This is a genomic window from Streptomyces sp. NPDC057249, assembly GCF_042669245.1.
Taxonomy (GTDB): Bacteria; Actinomycetota; Actinomycetes; order Streptomycetales; family Streptomycetaceae; genus Streptomyces.
Genome location: NZ_JBHUXS010000005.1, coordinates 1 through 19,453, shown reverse-complemented (window position 1 = coordinate 19,453; position 19,453 = coordinate 1). Strand labels below are relative to the sequence as shown.

Sequence of the window (19,453 nt, the reverse complement as noted above, 5' to 3'; positions counted from 1 at the left end):
GTATCTGCCCAACTGCCCTGTGCAACAGGTCAATCGGACGACAATTCTGTGCAGCGCCGATCGCCCGAATATGAGGAATTCATGGGTTTGCGGGGCAAGTCGGGCCCGACAAAGGTGACTTAAGGCGCATGAGGCGCAGGCACATTGGCTGCTTCTGATCGTGGCGCGGCGCATTTTCATATGCGGGGCGCACGGGCAGCGAAGGGGACTTCCCACACTCTACCCCGCTCAACCATGCAGAATTGCCCCCTCCGCTTCTCTCGCGGAGGGGGCAACTGGGGTGACGCCGAGGAGTCGTTGACTCAGCAGCCGCCGGCCACGGCGGGGATGATCGAGACGCCGGCACCGTCCGGGGTGGCCGCGTCCAGGCCGCCCTCGAAGCGCACGTCGTCGTCGTTGACGTACACGTTGACGAAGCGGCGCAGCTTGCCCTGGTCGTCCAGCACGCGGGCGGCGATGCCCGGGTGGTCCTTCTCCAGCGAGGCGATGACCTCGGAGAGGGTCGCGCCCTCGGCCGGAACCTCGGCCTGGCCGCCGGTGTAGGTGCGGAGGATGGTGGGAATGCGGACCTTGACGCTCATGGCGGTGCCTTCCTGGAGTCTCGGGTGGTCAGCTGGTGGCGAGTCCGGCGGCGCGGAAGGCGTCCAGGCTCGGGCGGATCGTGGCGGTCGCCTGCGAGGTGTCGGCCACCGCGTCCAGCGTCTTGAGGCCGTCACCCGTGTTCAGGACGACGGTGGTGAGCGCCGGGTCGAGCAGGCCGGCGTCGATCAGCTTCTTGGTCACGCCGACGGTCACCCCGCCCGCCGTCTCGGCGAAGATGCCCTCGGTGCGGGCCAGCAGCTTGATCGCGTCCACGACCTGCTCGTCGTTCACGTCCTCGACGGCGCCACCGGTGCGGCGGGCGATGTCCAGGACGTACGGGCCGTCGGCCGGGTTGCCGATCGCGAGGGACTTGGCGATCGTGTTCGGCTTCTGCGGGCGGACCACGTCGTGACCGGCCTTGAAGGCGGTCGAGACCGGGGAGCAGCCCTCGGCCTGGGCGCCGAAGATCTTGTACGGCTTGTCCTCGACCAGGCCGAGCTTGATCAGCTCCTGGAGGCCCTTGTCGATCTTCGTGAGCTGCGAGCCGGACGCGATCGGGATGACGATCTGGTCGGGCAGCCGCCAGCCGAGCTGCTCGCAGATCTCGTACGCGAGCGTCTTGGAGCCCTCGCCGTAGTACGGACGCAGGTTGACGTTGACGAACCCCCAGCCCTCGCCCAGCGGGTCGCCGATGAGCTCGGAGCAGAAGCGGTTGACGTCGTCGTAGTTGCCCTCGATGCCGACCAGCTCGCCGCCGTACACCGCGGCCATGACGACCTTGCCCTGCTCCAGGTCGTGCGGGATGAACACGCAGGAGCGCAGGCCCGCCCGGGACGCGGCGGCGCCGACCGCGCCGGCCAGGTTGCCGGTCGAGGAGCAGGAGAGCGTGGTGAAGCCGAAGGCGCGGGCGGCCTCGACGGCGATGGCGACGACGCGGTCCTTGAAGGAGTGCGTCGGGTTGCCCGAGTCGTCCTTCACGTACAGGCCGCCGGTCACACCCAGCTCGCGGGCGAGGTTGTCGGCCTTGACGAGCTTGGTGAAGCCGGGGTTGAGGTTGGGCTTGTCGGCCACGTCGGCGGGCACCGGCAGCAGCGGCGCGTAGCGCCAGATGTTGTTCGGACCGGCCTCGATGCGCTTCTTCAGCTCGTCGGGGGAGCCGCTCGGCAGGTCGTACGCCACTTCGAGCGGCCCGAAACAGGACGCGCAGGCGAAAATGGGACCCAGTGCGAACCGTTCACCGCACTCGCGGCAGGAAAGAGCCGCGGCGGGACCCAGGTCCACGGAAGATTCGGTGTTCGCTGCGACAGTCTCAACAGCCATGATGGCGAGGCCCTTTCTCCTCATCTTCCTCACGACGCGTTTCGCCGCGAGACGGAATTGGCACCTTCCCCACCTGACCTCGCGGTCGGCAGGAGGGTTGCCGGGACTTCAACGGGCCGTTCCCTCTGTCCCTCTGGATGAGCGCTGTGGCGACGGATCTTGGATGATCCGCGCATTTGTCGGCGGACCGACCCCGGCATGCGATGGCCGTCCGCGTTGTTCAAGACTGTAACCGAAGGACCGGACGGGTGAGATAGCCGTCCGTACCGCGAGATGGATCACATACAGGGAGTATCGACCGTGCTCGAAGAGGTCGAACGCTGGCTGACCAGGCGTTCCTGGTCGGCCGCCGACCACCCGCCGGCGAGCGTGCGGACCGCCGCGAACGGTACGGGCGTCAGCGTCGTTCTACCGGCCCTCAACGAAGCCGCGACCGTCGGGGACATCGTCGCGACGATCCGGCGGGAGCTGATGGAGCGCGTTCCGCTGGTGGACGAGCTGGTCGTGATCGACTCGGGCTCCACGGACGCCACCGCCGAGGTCGCCCGCCGCGCGGGCGCCCGGGTCGTCCACCGCGACGCGATCCTCCCCCGCCTCCCCGCCGCCCCCGGCAAGGGCGAGGTGCTGTGGCGGTCGCTCCTGGTGACCAGCGGCGACATCCTGTGCTTCGTCGACGCGGACCTGAAGGACTTCTCGGCCGACTTCGTCTCCGGCATCGTCGGCCCGCTGCTCGCCGACCCCGAGGTGCAGTTCGTCAAGGCGATGTACGACCGGCCGCTCGGCGAGCTGCCCGGCCAGGGCGGTCGCGTCACCGAGCTGGTGGCCCGCCCCCTGCTGAACCTGCACTGGCCGCTCCTCGCCGGCTTCGTCCAGCCGCTGGGCGGCGAGTACGCCGTCCGCCGCTCGCTCCTGGAGCGGCTGCCGTTCCCGGTCGGTTACGGGGTCGAGCTCGGCCTGCTCGTGGACGCGCTGCACACCGTGGGCCTCGACGCCCTCGCCCAGGTGGACGTCGGCGTCCGCGTCCACCGCCACCAGGACGGCCAGGCGCTCGGCCGGATGGCCGCCGCGATCTACCGCACCGCGCAGGTGCGGCTCTCCCGGGGCCATCTGGTGCGGCCCTCGCTGACCCAGTTCGAACGGGGCCCGGACGGATTCGTTCCGCGCACCTACCCGGTGGACACGCAGGAGAGGCCGCCGATGTGCGAGATAGAGGAGTACCTGGCACGCCGCGCGGCGTGATCACGACTTCACTCCGTCCGACTTCGTACGTTTGGGCGGATCGGGTTCGGGCTAGATTCCGGCCATGGTCTCCGAGCACGCCCCCCAGCCCGCTGCCCAGGTCCTCGTCGCGTCCAACCGCGGCCCCGTCTCGTACGCCCTGGGCGACGACGGCACCCTCGAAGCGAAACGGGGCGGGGGCGGACTCGTCTCCGGCCTCAGCGCCGTCGACGACAAGATGTGGGTCTGCGCCGCCCTCGGCGACGGCGACCGCGAGGCGGTGCGCCGGGGGGTCGGCGAGCCGGGCGTCCGGATGCTCGACATCGACGCCGGGGTACACGCCGACGCGTACAACGGCATCGCCAACTCCGTGCTGTGGTTCGTCCACCACATGCTGTACCAGACGCCCGTCGAGCCCGTCTTCGACGCGGAGTTCCGCAGGCAGTGGGCGTCCTTCGAGACGTACAACCGCGCCTTCGCCGAGGCGCTGGCCGAGGAGGCGGGCGAGGGCGCGGCCGTCCTCGTGCAGGACTACCACCTCTCGCTGGTCCCCGGCATGCTCCGCGAGCTCCGCCCCGACCTGCGGATCGGCCACTTCTCGCACACCCCGTGGGCGCCCGTCGACTACTTCCGGCTGCTGCCCGACGACATCGCCGAACAGCTGCTGCGCGGCATCCTCGGCGCCGACCGCGCCGCCTTCCTGACCCGCCGCTGGGCGGACGCCTTCATCGGCTGCTGCACGGAGATCCTGGGCGGCACCGGCCGGACCCGCGTCGGCGTCCACGGCCTGGGCGCCGACGCCGGATTCCTGCGGTGCCGGTCGCACGAGGCGGACGTGGACGAGCGGATGGCGGCCCTGCGCGAGCAGATCGGACCCGACCGGAAGACCATCGTCCGGGTCGACCGCACGGAGCTGTCCAAGAACATCGTCCGGGGCCTCCACGCCTACCGCACCCTGCTGGACGAACACCCCGAGTGGCGCGAACGCGTCGTGCACGTCGCCTTCGCCTACCCCTCGCGCCAGGACCTCGCGGTCTACCGGGAGTACACCGCCGAGGTCCAGCGGGTCGCCGACGCGATCAACAAGACGTACGGCACGGACGCCTGGACCCCGGTCGTCCTGCACGTGAAGGACGACTTCGCCCGCTCGCTCGCCGCGTACCGGCTGGCCGACGTCGCCCTCGTCAACCCGATCCGCGACGGCATGAACCTGGTCGCCAAGGAGGTCCCCGTCGTCTCCGAAGAGGGCTGCGCACTGGTCCTGTCGCGGGAGGCCGGCGCGTACGAGGAGCTGGGCGAGCACGCCTTCACGGTCAACCCGTACGACGTCTCCGCCACGGCGGACGCGCTGCACGAGGCGCTGACGCTCCCGGACGACGTGCGGGCCGCCCGCACGGAGCGGCTGGCCGAGGCGGCCACCGCGCTGCCGCCGCAGCAGTGGTTCCTGGACCAGCTGGAGGCCCTGCGGCGCGGTTAGGGCCTGTCCTCAGGCGAGGCGGCCGGCGAGGTCCCGCAGGTACTCCACGACCGCGCCCGGCCCGGGCAGGGCCAGGTCGGCGCGCTCGGCGAGCTCCGGCACCTCGCCGCTCCCGCTGCAGACCAGCAGCCCGGGCACGGGGTTCGCCTCGTCCGTGCGCAGCCTCTCCACCGCGGCGTACGCGGCGAGGTCGCCCAGGTCGTCGCCCGCGTACAGCACGGACGCGGCGTCGATCTCGCGCACGTACTCGGTGAGCGCGACGCCCTTGTCCATGCCCGGCGGGCGCAGTTCCAGGACCAGCCGCCCCGGTTCGACGATCAGCCCGTGCCGCGCGGCCAGCTCGCCGAGGGGCCCGCGCAGCGCGTCGAACGCGGCCTGCGGGTCGGCGGCGCGCCGGGTGTGCACGGCGAGGGCGCGGCCCTTGTCCTCGGTCCAGGTCTCCTCCTGGAGGCCGGACCCGGCCAGCACGCCGGGGAGCCCGGCGCGCACGGCGTCCACCCCGGGGTGCGGGGCGGGGGCGTGCACGGTCCCGGTCACGGCGTCCCAGCGCTCGGCGCCGTAGTGGCCGAGCACGACGAGGTGGTCGAGCCCGGCGACGCCGGCGACCCCGGCGTACCGCACGGCGACGTCGGCGGGGCGCCCGGTGATCACGGCCACGGACGCGACCTTCGGCGCGAGGGCGGCGAGCGCCTCGACGGCTCCGGGGTGCGCCCGCGCCTGCTCCGGGTCCGGCACGATGTCCGCCAGCGTCCCGTCGAAGTCGAGCGCCACGAGGGCCTCGGCCGGGCGGGCGAGGATGGCGTCGAGCCCGGTGCGGCCCGCGGCTGTCTGTGGAGGGGTGCCCATACGGTGAGCGTATCGCCGGGCACCGCCGATGCGGGGGCGCTGCCCCCGTACCCCCGCTGCTCAATCGCCGCAGGGGCTTGGTTTCGGGGCTCTGCCCCGGACCCCGCGCCTCAAGCGCCGGCGGGGCTGGATTTGGCCGCGGTGGTGCCGAAACCTACCCGCAGGCATGCAGCGACCGAGGCAAACCAAGCCCCTGCGGCGATTGAGCAGCGGGGTCCGGGGCGGCGCCCCGGTTTCGGGAAGGGGCGGGGTGGGGAACTGGCCCGCCGCAGGCGCGGCGCAGACGTACGCGCCCGCGCCCGCTACCGCCTCCCCCGCCGAGCCTCCCGTACGCGCCGGAGGCGGTTCACCGTCACCGGGTCCTCCTCCAGCGCCCGCCGGTCGTCCAGCAACGCGTTCAGCAGCTGGTAATACCGCGTCGGCGACAGCCCGAGCCGCTCTCGGATCGCCCGCTCCTTCGCCCCGGCCCCCGCCCACGACTGCCGTTCCACCGCCAGCACCGCGCGATCGCGGTCGGACAGCGGCGCGGACTCGGCAGGGCCGTTCGGGGGGTGGGCGGTCATATCAGCCAATATATGGCGCGTCCCGCCCCCGCGGAACGCGGAACCTACTCCGCCGCCTCCGCCTGCACCGCATCCCGCGATATCCGCGCCAGCACACTCTCCGGGTTCGCCCCCGGCTGCACCGCCTTGCCGATGTTCTCCTTGATCGACTCGCTCGCCGCCGCCCAGGACGTCTTACCGAACGGGTAGAACTCCGACTCCGGCAGCGCCGCCAGGAACTGGTGCAGCGGCTTGTACTTGGCGTCGTCCTCCATCGCGGCGGACGCGCTGCCCGTGACCGGCAGCAGGTCGTACATGTCGGCGAACTCGATCACGTTCTTGTCGGTGAACAGGTAGTCGAAGAACTTGCCGATCTCGACGCGGTGATCGTTCTGCTTGAAGCCCATGATCCAGTCGGCGACGCCCATCGACCCCTCGGTGGGGCCCTGCTCGCCGGGCAGCGGGACCATGCCGACCTGGACGCCCTGCTGCTGCGCCTCCTCCATCAGCGTGGGGTGGCCGTTGAGCATGCCGACCTTCCCCTTCGAGAACTCCTCGAACGCCTTCGCGCGGTTCAGCTTGCCGGGGGCGACCGGTCCGACGAGGCCCTTGTCGACGAGGTTCGACTGAAGCCACTCGAACGTCTTGATGTTCTCCTCGGAGGCGATGTTGTACGAGCCGACCTCGTCGGTGTAGCCGCCGCCTCCGCTGAGCATCCACATCAGGGTCTCGGCCTGGGACTCCTCCGGGCCGAGCGGCAGCGCGAAGGGGTAGGACACCCCGCGCTGCTTGAGCGCGGTGGCGTCCGAGGCGATGTCGCTCCAGGTCTTGGGGGCGTCGAGACCGGCCTGCGAGAAGAGCTTCTTGTTGTAGAAGAGCAGCCGGGTGGAGGCGACGAACGGCAGCCCGTACTGGATGCGGTTGACCTTCCCCGCACTGGTCAGCTTCGGCAGGAAGTTGGCCTGGGTCGGAATGCTCAGCATCTCGTCGGCGGAGTAGAGCTTCCCGGCCTTCGCGTAGTCCGCGTACGCGCCGATCTGGGCGATGTCGGGGGCCTTGCCGTCCTTGACCATCTCGGCGACCTCGCGGTCGATGTCCGTCCAGGGCAGGACGGTCACGTCGACCTTGATGCCGGGGTGGGACGCCTCGAAGCTGCGGGCGATGCCGTCCCAGTACTTGTCGGACTTGTTCGCCTCGCTCGTGCCGTAGTCGGCCGCGACGATCTTCAGCGTCACATCGCCGGAGCCGCCGTCCGCGCCGCAGCCCGACAGCGTCGCCGTCATCCCCAGTACGGCGACAGCCGCCGTCAGTCCCAAGTAACGCCGCTGCACAGCTCAGTCCATCCTCGTCGATCGCACGGCCCGCGGCTACCGCATCGGTACGGGGCACTCCGGGTGAGCTGCGATTTTCCCCGCCACCGGCGTAGAGGTCTACACCACGGAGGTATCGCTTCCACAACGCAGCAGCATTGCACGGTGCCTGCGGCGACTGCTAAGTAGGTCTCGATGGACGGGCCTTAATGGTCCAGACCTTTAATCGACGGTTCGTCAGATCGCGTACGGGTCCGTCCCGTCACGTCCTCCCCGTCACGTCCGACCGATCCGCCCAGCCCGAGGAGCCGCTCCGCATGTCGCGTACCGCATCTGAGATTGCCACCCAGCCCAGCTGCTGGCGGCGTGCCGCGCAGGCGGGCGCGGAGTTCGAGGGGCTGCCGAAGCCGGGCGAGCGCGTCGCCGTCACGGGCTGCGGCACCTCGTGGTTCATGGCCATCGCGTACGCGGCCCTGCGGGAGGCCGCGGGGCAGGGCGAGACCGACGCGTACGCCTCCTCGGAATTCCCGGTGGACCGGCCGTACGACCGGGTGGTCGCGATCACCCGCTCCGGTACGACGAGCGAGGTGCTGACGCTCCTGCGCGCGCTGCGCGGGAGGACCGCGGCCGTCGCGCTGACCGGCGACCCGAAGACGCCCGTCATGGAGGCCGCCGACGCGGTCGCGGTGCTGGACTGGGCGGATGAGGAGTCAGTGGTCCAGACCCGGTTCGCGACGACCGCGCTCGCCTTCCTGCGGGCGGGCCTGGAGGCGGCCGGTCCGCTTCCGGCCGGCGTGAAGACGGTCGCCGAGGCGGCGGTCGACGCGGAGCTGGCGGTGACCGAGCCGCTGGACGAGGCGGTGGTCGCGGCCGAGCAGTGGACGTTCCTGGGGCGCGGCTGGACCTACGGGCTCGCCCAGGAGGCCGGGCTGAAGATGCGCGAGGCGGCCGGCGCCTGGACCGAGGCGTACCCGGCGATGGAGTACCGCCACGGCCCGATCGCGATCACCGGCCCGAACCGGGTGGCCTGGGTCTTCGGCGCGCTGCCCGAAGGGCTGGCCGGCGAGGTCGCGGCGGTCGGCGGGACGCTCGTCGCCCACGGCACGGCGGACCCGATGGCCGACCTGGTCCGCGCACAGCGGCTCGCGGTGGCCCTGGCCGAGTCGAAGGGGTACGACCCCGACCACCCCCGCAACCTCTCACGCAGCGTGATCCTGCCGGAGTAGGCCCTCCGCCGGCCCGGGATCGGGCCCGGGATCGGGCAGGCGCCGCACCCTTCCCGGGCGGCCTTCTCGACAAACCGGGCCCTTCCCCGTAACCGGTACCGGGATTTTGTATGGATGCGCAACAAACAGCACTAGTGGACTAGACCTTTTGGGTCGCTCGGGCGAAACTGTTCCACGTGAAACACGTCATCGCCCTCGATGTGGGCGGCACCGGAATGAAGGCCGCACTGGTCGGGGCCGACGGCGCCCTGCTCCACGAGGCACGGCGCGCCACCGGCAGGGAGCGCGGTCCCGACGCCGTCGTGGAGTCGATCCTCACCTTCGCCGCCGACCTGCGCGCGTACGGCGAGGAGCACTTCGGCGAGAGCGCCGTCGCGGCCGGTGTGGCCGTGCCCGGCATCGTCGACGCGGAGAAGGGGATCGCCGTCTACGCGGCGAACCTGGGCTGGCGCGACGTGCCCATGCGCCGGCTGCTCGGCGAACGGCTCGGCGGGGTGCCCGTGGCGCTCGGCCACGACGTCCGCACCGGCGGGCTCGCCGAGGGCCGGATCGGCGCCGGTCAGGGCGCCGACCGCTTCCTCTTCATCCCGCTCGGGACCGGGATCGCCGGGGCCATCGGCATCGCCGGGGCGATCGAGGAGGGCGCCCACGGCTACGCGGGCGAGATCGGCCACATCGTGATCCGGCCGGACGGCCCGGACTGCGGCTGCGGCCAGCGCGGCTGCCTGGAGACCCTGGCCTCCGCCTCCGCCGTCAGCCGCGCCTGGGCGGCCGCGTCCGGCGACCCGAAGGCGGACGCCGCCGACTGCGCCAAGGCCGTCGAATCCGGCGACCCGAAGGCCGTCGAGGTCTGGCAGAACGCCGTCGACGCGCTCGCCGCCGGACTCGTCACCGCGCTCACCCTGCTGGACCCGCGCACGCTCATCATCGGTGGCGGGCTCGCCGAGGCGGGGGAAACCTTGTTCACACCACTCCGTGCGGCCGTCGAGGAACGCGTCACGTTCCAGAAACTGCCCCACATCGTCCCGGCGGCCCTCGGGGACACCGCCGGATGCCTGGGCGCAGGGCTGCTCGCCTGGGATCTACTCTCCACGGAGGTATCCGCCTGATGGCCGGACGCGCAGACAGCACCGTTCTCGCAGGGGCCCGGGTGGTACTGCCCACCGGCACCGTCGAGGACGGCCGGGTGACCGTCGAAGGCACCCGCATCTCCGGCACCCAGGCCGAGAACGCCCCGGTCCTGGACCTCTCCGGCCACTGGATCGTCCCCGGCTTCGTGGACATGCACAACCACGGCGGCGGCGGCGCGTCCTTCACCTCCGGCACCGTGGACGAGGTCCTGACCGGTGTCCGCACCCACCGCGAGCACGGCACCACCACCCTCGTCGCCTCCACGGTCACCGGCGAGATGGACTTCCTCGCCGAGCGCGCCGGCATCCTCTCGGAACTGGTCGAGCAGGGCGACCTCGCCGGCATCCACTTCGAGGGCCCCTTCATCTCGCCCTGCCGCAAGGGCGCCCACAGCGAGGCCCTGCTGCGCCACCCGGACCCGGCCGAGGTCCGCAAGCTGATGGACGCCGCGCGCGGCACCGCGAAGATGTTCACCCTCGCCACCGAGCTGCCCGGCGGCATCGAGTCCGTGCGGCTGCTCGCCGAGCACGGCGTCATCGCGGCCATCGGCCACACCGACGCCACGTACGAGCAGACCGTCGAGGCGATCGACGCCGGTGCCACCGTCGCCACGCACCTCTACAACGCGATGCCCGGCATCGGACACCGCGCGCCCGGCCCGATCGCCGCCCTCCTGGAGGACGAGCGGATCACCGTCGAGCTGATCAACGACGGCACGCACCTGCACCCGGCCGCGCTCGAACTGGCCTACCACCACGCGGGCGCCGACCGCGTCGCCCTCATCACCGACGCCATGGACGCGGCCGGCTTCGGCGACGGCCGCTACCAGCTCGGCCCGCTCGCCGTGAACGTCGAGAACGGCGTCGCCCGGCTGGTCGAGGGCAACTCCATCGCCGGCTCCACCCTGACCCTGGACACCGCGTTCCACCGCGCCGTGACCATCGACCGCATCCCCGTCGAGGACGTCGTCACCTCCATCTCCGCCAACCCGGCGCGGCTCCTCGGCGTGTACGACAAGGTCGGCTCGCTGGAGCCCGGCAAGGACGCCGACCTGGTCGTCCTGGACGAGGACTTCCGGCTCAAGGGCGTCATGCGCAAGGGCCAGTGGATCGTCCGGCCCGAGGCCGCGACGCGCTGAAGATCTACGTAACGAAGAGACGGCGGTTGGCCCCGAGGTCTGGGCCGACCGCCCCCTCTTTGACATGATCGCCTGGGAAACCAGCACGGAAAGCGCGTTCCGGCGAGGAATCAGCGCGCAGCACGGACCGAACGCGAAAGGGCGGCCGCGGTGATCCTCACGGTCACGCTGAACACGGCACTCGACCTCACCTACTCCGTTCCCGCCCTCGTACCGCACTCCAGCCACCGGGTCACCGACCTCTCCGAGCGCCCCGGCGGCAAGGGCCTCAACGTCGCCCGCGTCCTCACCGCTCTCGGCCACGACACCGTCGTCACCGGCTTCGCCGGCGGCGCCACCGGGACCGTCCTGCGCGACCTGCTCGCCGCGCTCCCCCGGCAGAGCGCCACCCTCACCGACGCGCTCGTCCCCGTCTCCGGCGACACCCGCCGCACCCTCGCCGTGGCCGACGCGGCCACCGGCGACACCACCCAGTTCAACGAGGCGGGACCGCACGTCACCGCAGGCGAATGGGCCGCCTTCCTCGACACGTACGCCGGTCTGCTGAAGACCGCCGACGCCGTCGCCCTGTGCGGCAGCCTCCCGCCCGGCATCCACGTCGGCGCGTACGGCGAACTCGTCCGGCTGGCCCGCGCCTCCGGCGTCCCCGTCCTCCTCGACACCAGCGGCGAACCGCTGCGCCGGGGCATCGCCGCCCGCCCCGACCTGATCAAGCCGAACGCCGACGAGCTCGCCCAGCTCACCGGCTCCCGCGAGCCCCTGCGCGCCACCCGCGACGCCCGCCGCCGCGGCGCCCACGGCGTCATCGCCTCGCTCGGCCCGGACGGCATGCTCGCCGTCACCCCGGACGGCGTCTGGCGGGCCACCCCGCCCGCACCCGTCAAGGGCAACCCGACCGGAGCGGGCGACTCCGCCGTGGCCGGACTGCTCTCCGGTCTCGTGGAGTCCCTGAGCTGGCCGGACCGGCTGCGCCGGGCGGTGGCACTGTCGACGGCGACCGTGCTGGCCCCCACCGCGGGCGACTTCGACCGCACGGCGTACGAGGAGCTGCTGCCGCGCGTCGCCATCGAGGAACACGCAGCGGGGGCGGCCTGAGCGCCGCGCCCCGCCCCGCACCGGGCCCGCCCGCCGGGGCCGGAGAAACGACAGAGGTCAGCAATGCCGCTCGTCAGCACCGGTGAACTCGTCTCCGCCGCCCAGGCCCGGGGACACGGGATCGCCGCCTTCAACGTCATCACCCTGGAGCACGCGGAGGCCATCGCCACAGGCGCCGAACGGGCCGGCGCGCCCGCCGTCCTCCAGGTCTCCGAGAACGCCGTGAAGTTCCACGGCGGCCGGCTCACCGCCATCGCCGCGGCCGCCGCCGCCGTCGCCCGGACCTCCTCCGCGCCGCTCGCCCTGCACCTCGACCACGTCGAGTCCGTGGACCTGCTCCACCGGGCCCACGACGAGGGCTTCGGCTCGGTGATGTTCGACGCCTCCAAGCTCTCCTACGAGGACAACGTCCGGGCCACCGCCGAGGCCGTCGCCTGGGGCCACGAGCGCGGCGTCTGGATCGAGGCCGAACTCGGCAAGGTCGGCGGCAAGGAGGGCGAGGCCCCGCTCGACGCCCACGCCCCCGGCGTCCGTACCGACCCGGACGAGGCCGCCGCGTACGTCGCCGCGACCGGCGTGGACGCCCTCGCCGTCGCGGTCGGCTCCTCGCACGCCATGACCGAGCGCACCGCCGCCCTCGACCACGAGCTGATCGGCCGGCTCCGCGCCGCCGTCCCCGTCCCGCTCGTCCTGCACGGCTCCAGCGGCGTCCCGGACAACGAGATCCGCCGGGCCGTCGCCGCCTCCGGCATGGTCAAGATCAACGTCGGCACCGCCCTGAACACCGCGTTCACCGGCGCCGTCCGCGCCCACCTGGCCGAGAACACCACGGGCGTCGACCCCCGCAAGTACCTCGCCCCCGGCCGCGAGGCCATGGCCGCGACGGTCGCCGCCTTCCTCGCCCTGATGAGCTGAACGGACGGGAAACGCACCGGCCCCCTCACCCTGAGGCGAGGGGGCCGGAAAGTCGTACGTCGTACGGTCAGCGGGTCTGGTGACCGGCCTCCAGCGACAGCTGGTCCAGATTGGCGTCGCACTGATCGCCCTCGTTGCACGAGATCATCAGCGTGTTCTGGCCCTTGACCAGGTTGACGTAGGCGTACGTCGTCGTCCAGCCCTTCTCCAGGTCGCCCTCGGGGGCCTTCGCGAAGTTCTCCATGTTGATGGAGCGCGGGGCCTCCTGGTTGACCGTCAGGGAGGTCTTGGCGTCCTTGCCCGGTACGCCGTACGTCACGAACAGCGTGTACTCACCGGCCTCCGGCACCTCGACCGTCCAGGTCGCCGACCGGCCCACCTCGTTGAGGTTGATGTACTGCCCGTTCGCGCTCTTGGCGCCCTTCACGGAGTTGTCGAGCCGCGCCGTGCCGCCCAGGTGGAGCGACGCCGCGTCCTGCTTCGGGAGCTCCGCCGGGGCCGACGAGCTCGGGGAACTCTCCGGGGTCGGGGACTGCTCGACCTGCTTGCCCGGGCCCTCGGACGCCGTCGCCTCGGCCTTCTTGTCCTTGTCGCCGTCGCTCGTCATCAGCGCCGCGCCGATGCCGACGAGCACCACCGCGACGACCGCGACCGCCGCGATCAGCAGGCCCTTGGTGTTCGGACCGCCCTTGCCGGAACCGCCGCGCCCGCCCGGCTGCGGCACCTGCGTGGTGGCCGCGCCACCGGGATACGTCTCGGGAGCGGCGTACTGCGGGTTCGGCCGGCCGTACGCGCCGGCCTGCTGGCCGTACTGCCCGTTCGGCTGGCCCTGGGGCGGGTAGCCGTACCCCTGCTGCGGCGGCACCTGCTGCCCGTACTGCCGCTCGCCGACGGTCCGCACCTGGTTGTACGAGGTCCTGGGCACACCCGGCTGGGCGGCGGGACCCGGGTAGCCGTAGCCGCCCTGCCCCGGAGGCTGCGCACCGGCCGCCTGCCCGTCCTCGTAGAGGTAGCCGAACGGATCGTCGTCCTCGGGTGTGCTCGCGCCGTTGTTCCCGGCCATCCCTGGGTCACTCCTCACCATGTCGCCAGCCGTCGCCGAATCTCGCCAGCCCTCGCCGACCGGCCGAGCCTACCCCGAATGGACGATGTCAAGAATTGACCAGGAGCACGGCGGGAACCCGGGCGGGGACGCGCGGAAGAACGTCAGCCTGCCCTGCGGTGAACCTTCGACCGCGACCGCTTCTCCACGTACATCCGCTGGTCGGCGGAGCGCAGCACCTCTTCCGCGGTCATTCCGCAGGCCGCCCAGCCGATGCCGAAACTCGCCCCCACACGCACTGCGCGGCCGTCGACCCGAATGGGCGGAATGATCGCATTTCGCAGGCGAACGGCCAGGTCAGCCGCGTCCGCCGCACCCAGGCCGTCCGCGAGGACGACGAATTCGTCACCCCCGAGCCGGGCGACGGTGTCCCCGTCCCGGACACAGGTGGTCAGCCGCCGGGCCACCTCGATGAGCACCACGTCACCCGTGTGGTGCCCGAAGCGGTCATTGATCGACTTGAAGCCGTCCAGGTCGCAGAAGAGGACCGCGAGGCCCTTCGCCCCGTCGTCCCGCGATGTGTCCGGCGCCACCGCGTGCACGTGGTGGTCGAACGGGTGCGCCCCCGGACCGGTGAGCGGGTAGTGCCCCCGCGACTCGTCCACGTCCCCGTACGCCGCGTCCAGCGCCTCGACGTCGGTCGTCGCCGCCGCGTCCGGGCGGGCGCACAGCCGGGCGCCGAGCCGGGTCCTCAGCTCCGCGCTGTTGGGCAGCCCGGTGAGCGCGTCGTGCGAGGCCCGGTGGGCGAGGTTCAGCTCATGGCGCTTGCGCTCCTCGATGTCCTCCACGTGCGTCAGCAGGAAGCGCGGCCCGTCCGCCGTGTCCGCGACGACGGAGTTGCGCAGCGACACCCACACGTACGAGCCGTCCCGCCGGCCCAGGCGCAGTTCGGCCCGGCCGCCCTCGGCGGAGGTACGGAGCAGGGTGCCGATGTCCTCGGGGTGGACCAGGTCGGCGAAGGAGTAGCGGCGCAGCACCGACGCGGGGCGGCCCAGCAGCCGGCACAGCGCGTCGTTCGTCCGCAGCAGCCGCCCCTGCTGGTCGCCGCCCAGCTCGGCGATCGCCATGCCGCTGGGGGCGTACTCGAATGCCTGGCGGAAGGATTCCTCACTGGCCCGGAGCGCCTGCTGCTCGCGCTCCAGCCGGACCAGGGCCCGCTGCATGTTGGCCCGGAGCCGGGCGTTGCTGATCGCGATGGCGGACTGCGAGGCGTACATGTGGAGCGCCTCGCGGCCCCAGGCGCCGGGGCGGCGTCCGTTGCGCGGGCGGTCGACGGATATGACGCCCAGGAGGTCCGAGCCGCCGCCGGACGCGTACATCGGGGCGTACAGCCGGTCCTGCGGGTGCCACTCGTCCTCGAAGCGGGGCTCGGGGCCCTCCGTGTGCCACTGCGGTACGTCGTCGTCGAGCAGGACCCAGCCCTCGGTGTGCGGTATGAACCGCAGCCCGTCCCACGCCTCGCCCATGAGGAGCCGGCGCTCCCAGGAGGCGCGCGAGCCGACCCGGCCGGTGATCAGGGCCTCGGCGGCGTGGTTCCCGGCGAGGGCGGCGACGACGAGGTCGCCGTCGGGGCGGACGAGGTTGACGCAGGCAAGCTCGTAGCCGAGATTGGCGACGATCCCGTCGGCCACGGTCTGCAGTGTGTCGGCCAGGCTCCGCGCCGTGTTGAGATCGGCGACGGCCTGGTGCAGCTGCCGCATCGTCGCGAGACGGACGTATGGCTCCGACTCGGCGTCCATCGCTCGCACTCCCCGAGACCTCGACAGCACTCCAGAATTCATATCGACGTACGTGACGTACTTACTGCAGTGTCCCGGCCACTGAATCACAGCGAGCTGTGCACCCGGTACACAGGGTCAGCAAATATTGCACTCTGTGACTCAAGTCACAAACGAGTGGGAAGAGGTCACGGCAGGTCAGCGGGGTGGCGGAACCCGGCGGTCCTAGGACCCGGCTGGTCCCCTGGCCCGATGCGGCGGGCCCGGACGCGCGGCTAGCGTTCCCGGTGTGTTGCAGACGAAACCCCCCACCCCGCGTACCGAGCCCGTCCCCCATGCTGAGGGGGTGAGCAACGAAGAGTTCCGTGCCGCCCTGTCCCGGCTGGCGGCCGGCGTGGTGCTGGTCACCGCTCAGGAGCCGCCGCTCGACGAGGGCGGGCGCGGTGAGGACGTCGGCATGACCGCCACCGCCTTCATGTCCGTGTCCCTGGACCCGCCGCTGGTCATGGTGAGCCTGCGCAACGACTCCCGGATGGACGACCTGCTCGCGGAGCAGCCGCTGTGGGCGGTGTCCGTGCTGGCGGAGAGCCAGCGGCACATCGCGGGCCGGTTCGCGATGAAGGGCCGGATCAGCGACCGGCTGCTCTTCGAGGACATCCCGTACGTACGCGGCGAGGTCACCGGCGCCCCGCTGGCGGGCGGCGCGCTCGCGACGCTGGAGTGCCGCACCGAGCAGCGGGTGGTCGCGGGCGACCACACCCTGGTGATCGGCCGGGTGCTGGCGGCCCGGGTGCCGAGCGGGGACGGCGGGCCGCTGACGTACTTCCGGGGCAAGTACCGGCAGCTGGGCTGAGGGCGCCGGCGGTGGCCCGCCGCATCCGGGACCGCGTTACCAGTCGCGCCCCGCGCGACCCCGCTTCGTATCGCTGCGCTGCTTCTTCTCGCGCAGCCGGCGTTCGTTGATCCCCCGGGGGACCTTCTTCTTCACGCGCGGCCTGGGCGGCGGGGCGGACGCCTCCGCCAGGAGCGCCGCGAGGCGTACGGCGGCCGTCTCGCGGTTGCGCCACTGCGAGCGGTGCTCGGAGGCGCGTACCGCGATCACCCCACCGGTCAGCCGGCCCGCCAGCCTCTCCAGCGCGCGCTCCTTCCACACCGCGGGCAGCGCCTCGGTGGCCGCGAGGTCGAAGCGCAGTTCGACCTGCGAGTCGCTGGTGTTGACGTGCTGGCCGCCCGGCCCGGAGGACCGCGAGAAACGCCACATCAGCTCGGCCTCCGGCAGGGAGACCGAACCACGGATGACATAGGGCCCGGACATGACACCCATGTTCCCCGCCCCGGCAGCTGTCCGTCACCTCTTTTTGCGGCGCCCCGGCCTCGCTTCGGCAAAGAAAGTAAAGGCGCGCGGAACCTCGCGGTCCCCTGTCGGCGTTATGACCTGTGACGGTAGCTTCGTGACCGCGAAGCCCGCACCCGACAGATGAAAGGGACTTCCCATGGCAGTAAGCCTGTCCAAGGGCGGCAACGTCTCCCTCACCAAGGAGGCCCCCGGCCTCACCGCCGTCACGGTCGGCCTCGGCTGGGACGTCCGTACCACCACCGGCACCGACTTCGACCTCGACGCCTCGGCGATCGCGGTCAACACGGGCGGCAAGGTCTACTCCGACGCCCACTTCGTCTTCTTCAACAACAAGGCGACCCCGGACCAGACCATCGTGCACACCGGTGACAACGTCACGGGTGAGGGCGAGGGCGACGACGAGCAGATCAACGTCAACCTGGCGGGCCTGCCGGCCGACGTCGACAAGATCGTCTTCCCGGTCTCCATCTACGACGCCGAGACCCGCAGCCAGAACTTCGGCCAGGTGCGCAACGCGTACATCCGCATCCTCAACCAGGCCGGCGGCGCCGAGATCGCCCGCTACGACCTGAGCGAGGACGCCGCCACCGAGACCGCCATGGTCTTCGGCGAGCTGTACCGCAACGGCGCCGACTGGAAGTTCCGCGCCGTGGGCCAGGGCTACGCCTCGGGCCTGCGCGGCATCGCCCAGGACTTCGGCGTCAGCCTCTGACACCGGCAAGCCCTTCCGAGGAGCCCCCGGCCGAACGTCCTGCGGCCGGGGGCTCCCGCATGTCCGGACATCCGGTCATGACTGATCGAAGGCCGCCGGATAACGGACATGACATCGCCTCAGTCGGACAAGAAGTGGTCAAAGAAATGTGAGGTATTTGTTGGTACACCGTCAATAACGCTCATTCGATGGCAGGCTCCCCGCTCGTAACCCCCCACGGAACGAGCAACGGAGCTTGTATGACCGTTCCTATTCAGTGAGCAGGAGTGAGTCTTGGACCCATTCCTGTTCGCTGCGGACATCCCGAACGGTGTTGGGTGTCCTGGTCGCCCGCGTTCTCGCCGCGTCCGGCGGCACGGATCGTGTCCGTGGTCCGGGGATACGGGGGCGGGGTCCCTCACGCCCTGGGGCACCTGGTGCGGCCTGGACGGTCCGATGCCCGTGCGCATCGCTCTGGTGCGCACGGGGCGGTGTCGTCCGACGCCGGATCGGGTGTCCGAGGGCGCGTCGCCCGATCGCGATGCCGGCGGCATCGTGACGGGACATCTTCCGGTGCGGGGTGGTCAGTGGCTTCTGCCAGTGCTGACCACCCCACCGCGAGGTGTAGGCCGGGTCGACCGCGATGATCGCGAGACCATGTTCGGCGGCCATGGAGACCAGGCGTGCCTTGAGCCTGCCGGTGGGCATACCGGAGATCAGCTGCCGGAAACGCTTCCTCCGGCCGTGCTTCTCCCGCGTCTTCTCCGCGCTGAAGTCGAGGTCTTCGATGGCGATCGCCGTGACACCGGTCTGCTTCGCCCAGTGCAGGAGGCGGGTGAGGGCGTGGCGGACCTGCGCGTCGCGATGTGCGGTCCTTCCGGACAGGTCGTACGGAAAGCGGTGGGGTTCGCCGACCGGGTTGCCGTGGGCGTCGAGGCGGTAGGCGGCGAAGTGGCCGGCGTTGGTGTCCACCCCGATCACACCCCCGGCCCTCGCGGCTTCCAACGGGACCGTCTGCACAACTGGTTTCTGCCAGGACGCGGTCAGGTACCAGCGGTCCCGGCCGGTGTCGTAGTGGATGCGGTAGGCCACAGCACGGTTCGCCTCAATACGGTCGGCCCACTCCGCACCCCGGTGGACGAATACCACCGGCGTGGTGAGGGTGTAGCGGCCATGCTTGCTGTTGGCAAGGTGGGCCAAGGGGGCAGGGAGCTTGATGCTGACCCGGCCGTCCGGGGTGACGCGGATGGTCTCGTTCCCGTACCGCTTGCCCGACTCGCCGTCCGCCGCCAGGAACCACCGTTCCGCCTCCCACCGCCCCCGCCACTCATCCTCGCTCAGCCCGGCCTCGGTCAGGTGATGGCGGGTGTTCAACAGGCGTCTCCCGCCACGCACGACCCGGGCCCGCCCCGACCGCCAGTCCGCGACAGCAGCCGCAAGCCGGTCCTCCAGCGCCCTGAGGCGACGCGACTTCTGGAACCACTCACCCCGGGACCCGTAACCACCCGCCGCGTTCTTTGTCCCCTTGGTCCCGACCGGCAGCGACAGTCGGTGCCGCAGGGTCTGGATCCCGGCCTCAAGGCTGCGGATGTGCGCGGCCTGGCCCCGCCTCGCCAGCGCCCACTGATCATGTGACGCCTTCGTGACCGCCCCCGCCCATCTGGACGACGACTCGCCCGTCAGGCCCCGTTTACGGGCCGCCCATGAGGCGCTGGAGTGCTCCAGGCCCTCAGCGCAACGCGCTTTGAGGTCCATCGAGGCGAGCGAGCCCAGGTGCGCACTCAC

18 protein-coding genes and 1 riboswitch are annotated in these 19,453 nt (G+C 71.5%); of the genes, 9 read left to right on the top strand and 9 right to left on the bottom strand.

The window, feature by feature from the left end; translation table 11 throughout:
• Positions 1-302: 302 nt before the first annotated feature.
• Both ACFUJY_RS10830 and thrC read right to left on the bottom strand, forming a co-directional pair.
• Positions 303-581 (bottom strand): MoaD/ThiS family protein, encoded by a 279-nt coding sequence (locus tag ACFUJY_RS10830; RefSeq protein ID WP_018101573.1) that lies wholly within the window; start codon positions 579-581, stop codon positions 303-305.
• A gap of 28 nt (positions 582-609) precedes the next feature.
• Positions 610-1,902: a threonine synthase gene (gene thrC, locus ACFUJY_RS10825; protein ID WP_383297505.1), complete on the bottom strand. Its 1,293-nt coding sequence runs from the start codon at positions 1,900-1,902 to the stop codon at positions 610-612.
• 17 nt (positions 1,903-1,919) lie between these two features.
• A riboswitch (SAM riboswitch) is annotated at positions 1,920-2,046 on the bottom strand.
• A 156-nt stretch (positions 2,047-2,202) separates the two neighbouring features.
• On the opposite strand from thrC, the gene ACFUJY_RS10820 reads away from it, so the two are divergent.
• Positions 2,203-3,141, top strand: coding sequence for a glucosyl-3-phosphoglycerate synthase (locus tag ACFUJY_RS10820; RefSeq protein WP_383297503.1), 939 nt, complete (start codon positions 2,203-2,205; stop codon positions 3,139-3,141).
• 64 nt (positions 3,142-3,205) lie between these two features.
• The gene (locus ACFUJY_RS10815; protein WP_383297501.1) at positions 3,206-4,597 is read left to right on the top strand and encodes a trehalose-6-phosphate synthase; all 1,392 of its coding nucleotides are present in this window, start codon (positions 3,206-3,208) and stop codon (positions 4,595-4,597) included.
• 9 nt (positions 4,598-4,606) lie between these two features.
• Here the strand turns inward: ACFUJY_RS10815 and otsB are convergent, their stop codons facing one another.
• From otsB to ACFUJY_RS10800, 3 genes are all read right to left on the bottom strand, one after another.
• Positions 4,607-5,443, bottom strand: a complete 837-nt coding sequence (otsB, locus tag ACFUJY_RS10810) for a trehalose-phosphatase (RefSeq protein ID WP_383297499.1) — start codon at positions 5,441-5,443, stop codon at positions 4,607-4,609.
• Between the two features lie 302 nt (positions 5,444-5,745).
• Complete coding sequence (locus ACFUJY_RS10805; protein WP_164401777.1) at positions 5,746-6,006, bottom strand: DUF3263 domain-containing protein; 261 nt, start codon at positions 6,004-6,006, stop codon at positions 5,746-5,748.
• Between the two features lie 44 nt (positions 6,007-6,050).
• Complete coding sequence (locus ACFUJY_RS10800; protein ID WP_383297497.1) at positions 6,051-7,268, bottom strand: ABC transporter substrate-binding protein; 1,218 nt, start codon at positions 7,266-7,268, stop codon at positions 6,051-6,053.
• A 344-nt stretch (positions 7,269-7,612) separates the two neighbouring features.
• On the opposite strand from ACFUJY_RS10800, the gene ACFUJY_RS10795 reads away from it, so the two are divergent.
• From ACFUJY_RS10795 to ACFUJY_RS10775, 5 genes are all read left to right on the top strand, one after another.
• Positions 7,613-8,521, top strand: a complete 909-nt coding sequence (locus ACFUJY_RS10795; protein WP_383297495.1) for an SIS domain-containing protein — start codon at positions 7,613-7,615, stop codon at positions 8,519-8,521.
• A gap of 215 nt (positions 8,522-8,736) precedes the next feature.
• Positions 8,737-9,630, top strand: coding sequence for an ROK family protein (locus tag ACFUJY_RS10790; protein WP_383298062.1), 894 nt, complete (start codon positions 8,737-8,739; stop codon positions 9,628-9,630).
• A complete protein-coding gene (gene nagA, locus ACFUJY_RS10785; RefSeq protein WP_383297493.1) occupies positions 9,630-10,790 on the top strand; it encodes an N-acetylglucosamine-6-phosphate deacetylase in 1,161 nt (386 codons plus the stop codon). Before ACFUJY_RS10790 ends, nagA begins: the two co-directional genes overlap by 1 nt.
• A gap of 150 nt (positions 10,791-10,940) precedes the next feature.
• Entirely contained in the window at positions 10,941-11,885 is a 945-nt protein-coding gene (locus ACFUJY_RS10780) for a 1-phosphofructokinase family hexose kinase (protein ID WP_383297491.1), read from the top strand.
• A gap of 63 nt (positions 11,886-11,948) precedes the next feature.
• Positions 11,949-12,800: a ketose-bisphosphate aldolase gene (locus ACFUJY_RS10775; protein ID WP_383297489.1), complete on the top strand. Its 852-nt coding sequence runs from the start codon at positions 11,949-11,951 to the stop codon at positions 12,798-12,800.
• A 67-nt stretch (positions 12,801-12,867) separates the two neighbouring features.
• Here the strand turns inward: ACFUJY_RS10775 and ACFUJY_RS10770 are convergent, their stop codons facing one another.
• Positions 12,868-13,863 (bottom strand): carbohydrate-binding protein, encoded by a 996-nt coding sequence (locus tag ACFUJY_RS10770; protein WP_383297488.1) that lies wholly within the window; start codon positions 13,861-13,863, stop codon positions 12,868-12,870.
• A 143-nt stretch (positions 13,864-14,006) separates the two neighbouring features.
• Positions 14,007-15,641 carry a diguanylate cyclase CdgB gene (cdgB, locus tag ACFUJY_RS10765; protein WP_383297486.1) on the bottom strand — a complete coding sequence of 545 codons (1,635 nt, stop codon included), beginning with the start codon at positions 15,639-15,641 and terminating at the stop codon, positions 14,007-14,009.
• Between the two features lie 325 nt (positions 15,642-15,966).
• On the opposite strand from cdgB, the gene ACFUJY_RS10760 reads away from it, so the two are divergent.
• Entirely contained in the window at positions 15,967-16,473 is a 507-nt protein-coding gene (locus tag ACFUJY_RS10760) for a flavin reductase family protein (protein ID WP_164401786.1), read from the top strand.
• A gap of 36 nt (positions 16,474-16,509) precedes the next feature.
• Here the strand turns inward: ACFUJY_RS10760 and arfB are convergent, their stop codons facing one another.
• Positions 16,510-16,944: an alternative ribosome rescue aminoacyl-tRNA hydrolase ArfB gene (arfB, locus tag ACFUJY_RS10755; protein ID WP_383297484.1), complete on the bottom strand. Its 435-nt coding sequence runs from the start codon at positions 16,942-16,944 to the stop codon at positions 16,510-16,512.
• A gap of 169 nt (positions 16,945-17,113) precedes the next feature.
• On the opposite strand from arfB, the gene ACFUJY_RS10750 reads away from it, so the two are divergent.
• Positions 17,114-17,689 carry a TerD family protein gene (locus ACFUJY_RS10750; protein WP_383297482.1) on the top strand — a complete coding sequence of 192 codons (576 nt, stop codon included), beginning with the start codon at positions 17,114-17,116 and terminating at the stop codon, positions 17,687-17,689.
• 249 nt (positions 17,690-17,938) lie between these two features.
• Here the strand turns inward: ACFUJY_RS10750 and ACFUJY_RS10745 are convergent.
• A partial coding sequence (locus tag ACFUJY_RS10745; RefSeq protein WP_383297480.1) for an IS200/IS605 family accessory protein TnpB-related protein occupies positions 17,939-19,453 on the bottom strand: 1,515 nt, incomplete at its 5' end.

Coding starts and splice junctions, on each gene's coding strand:
- ACFUJY_RS10830 (WP_018101573.1), bottom strand. CDS start 581: ATGAGCGTCAAGGTCCGCATTCCCACCATCCTCCGCACCTACACCGGC.
- thrC (WP_383297505.1), bottom strand. CDS start 1,902: ATGGCTGTTGAGACTGTCGCAGCGAACACCGAATCTTCCGTGGACCTG.
- ACFUJY_RS10815 (WP_383297501.1), top strand. CDS start 3,206: ATGGTCTCCGAGCACGCCCCCCAGCCCGCTGCCCAGGTCCTCGTCGCG.
- otsB (WP_383297499.1), bottom strand. CDS start 5,443: ATGGGCACCCCTCCACAGACAGCCGCGGGCCGCACCGGGCTCGACGCC.
- ACFUJY_RS10805 (WP_164401777.1), bottom strand. CDS start 6,006: ATGACCGCCCACCCCCCGAACGGCCCTGCCGAGTCCGCGCCGCTGTCC.
- ACFUJY_RS10800 (WP_383297497.1), bottom strand. CDS start 7,268: ATGACGGCGACGCTGTCGGGCTGCGGCGCGGACGGCGGCTCCGGCGAT.
- ACFUJY_RS10795 (WP_383297495.1), top strand. CDS start 7,613: ATGTCGCGTACCGCATCTGAGATTGCCACCCAGCCCAGCTGCTGGCGG.
- ACFUJY_RS10790 (WP_383298062.1), top strand. CDS start 8,737: ATGAAGGCCGCACTGGTCGGGGCCGACGGCGCCCTGCTCCACGAGGCA.
- nagA (WP_383297493.1), top strand. CDS start 9,630: ATGGCCGGACGCGCAGACAGCACCGTTCTCGCAGGGGCCCGGGTGGTA.
- ACFUJY_RS10775 (WP_383297489.1), top strand. CDS start 11,949: ATGCCGCTCGTCAGCACCGGTGAACTCGTCTCCGCCGCCCAGGCCCGG.
- ACFUJY_RS10770 (WP_383297488.1), bottom strand. CDS start 13,863: ATGGCCGGGAACAACGGCGCGAGCACACCCGAGGACGACGATCCGTTC.
- cdgB (WP_383297486.1), bottom strand. CDS start 15,641: ATGGACGCCGAGTCGGAGCCATACGTCCGTCTCGCGACGATGCGGCAG.
- arfB (WP_383297484.1), bottom strand. CDS start 16,944: ATGGGTGTCATGTCCGGGCCCTATGTCATCCGTGGTTCGGTCTCCCTG.
- ACFUJY_RS10750 (WP_383297482.1), top strand. CDS start 17,114: ATGGCAGTAAGCCTGTCCAAGGGCGGCAACGTCTCCCTCACCAAGGAG.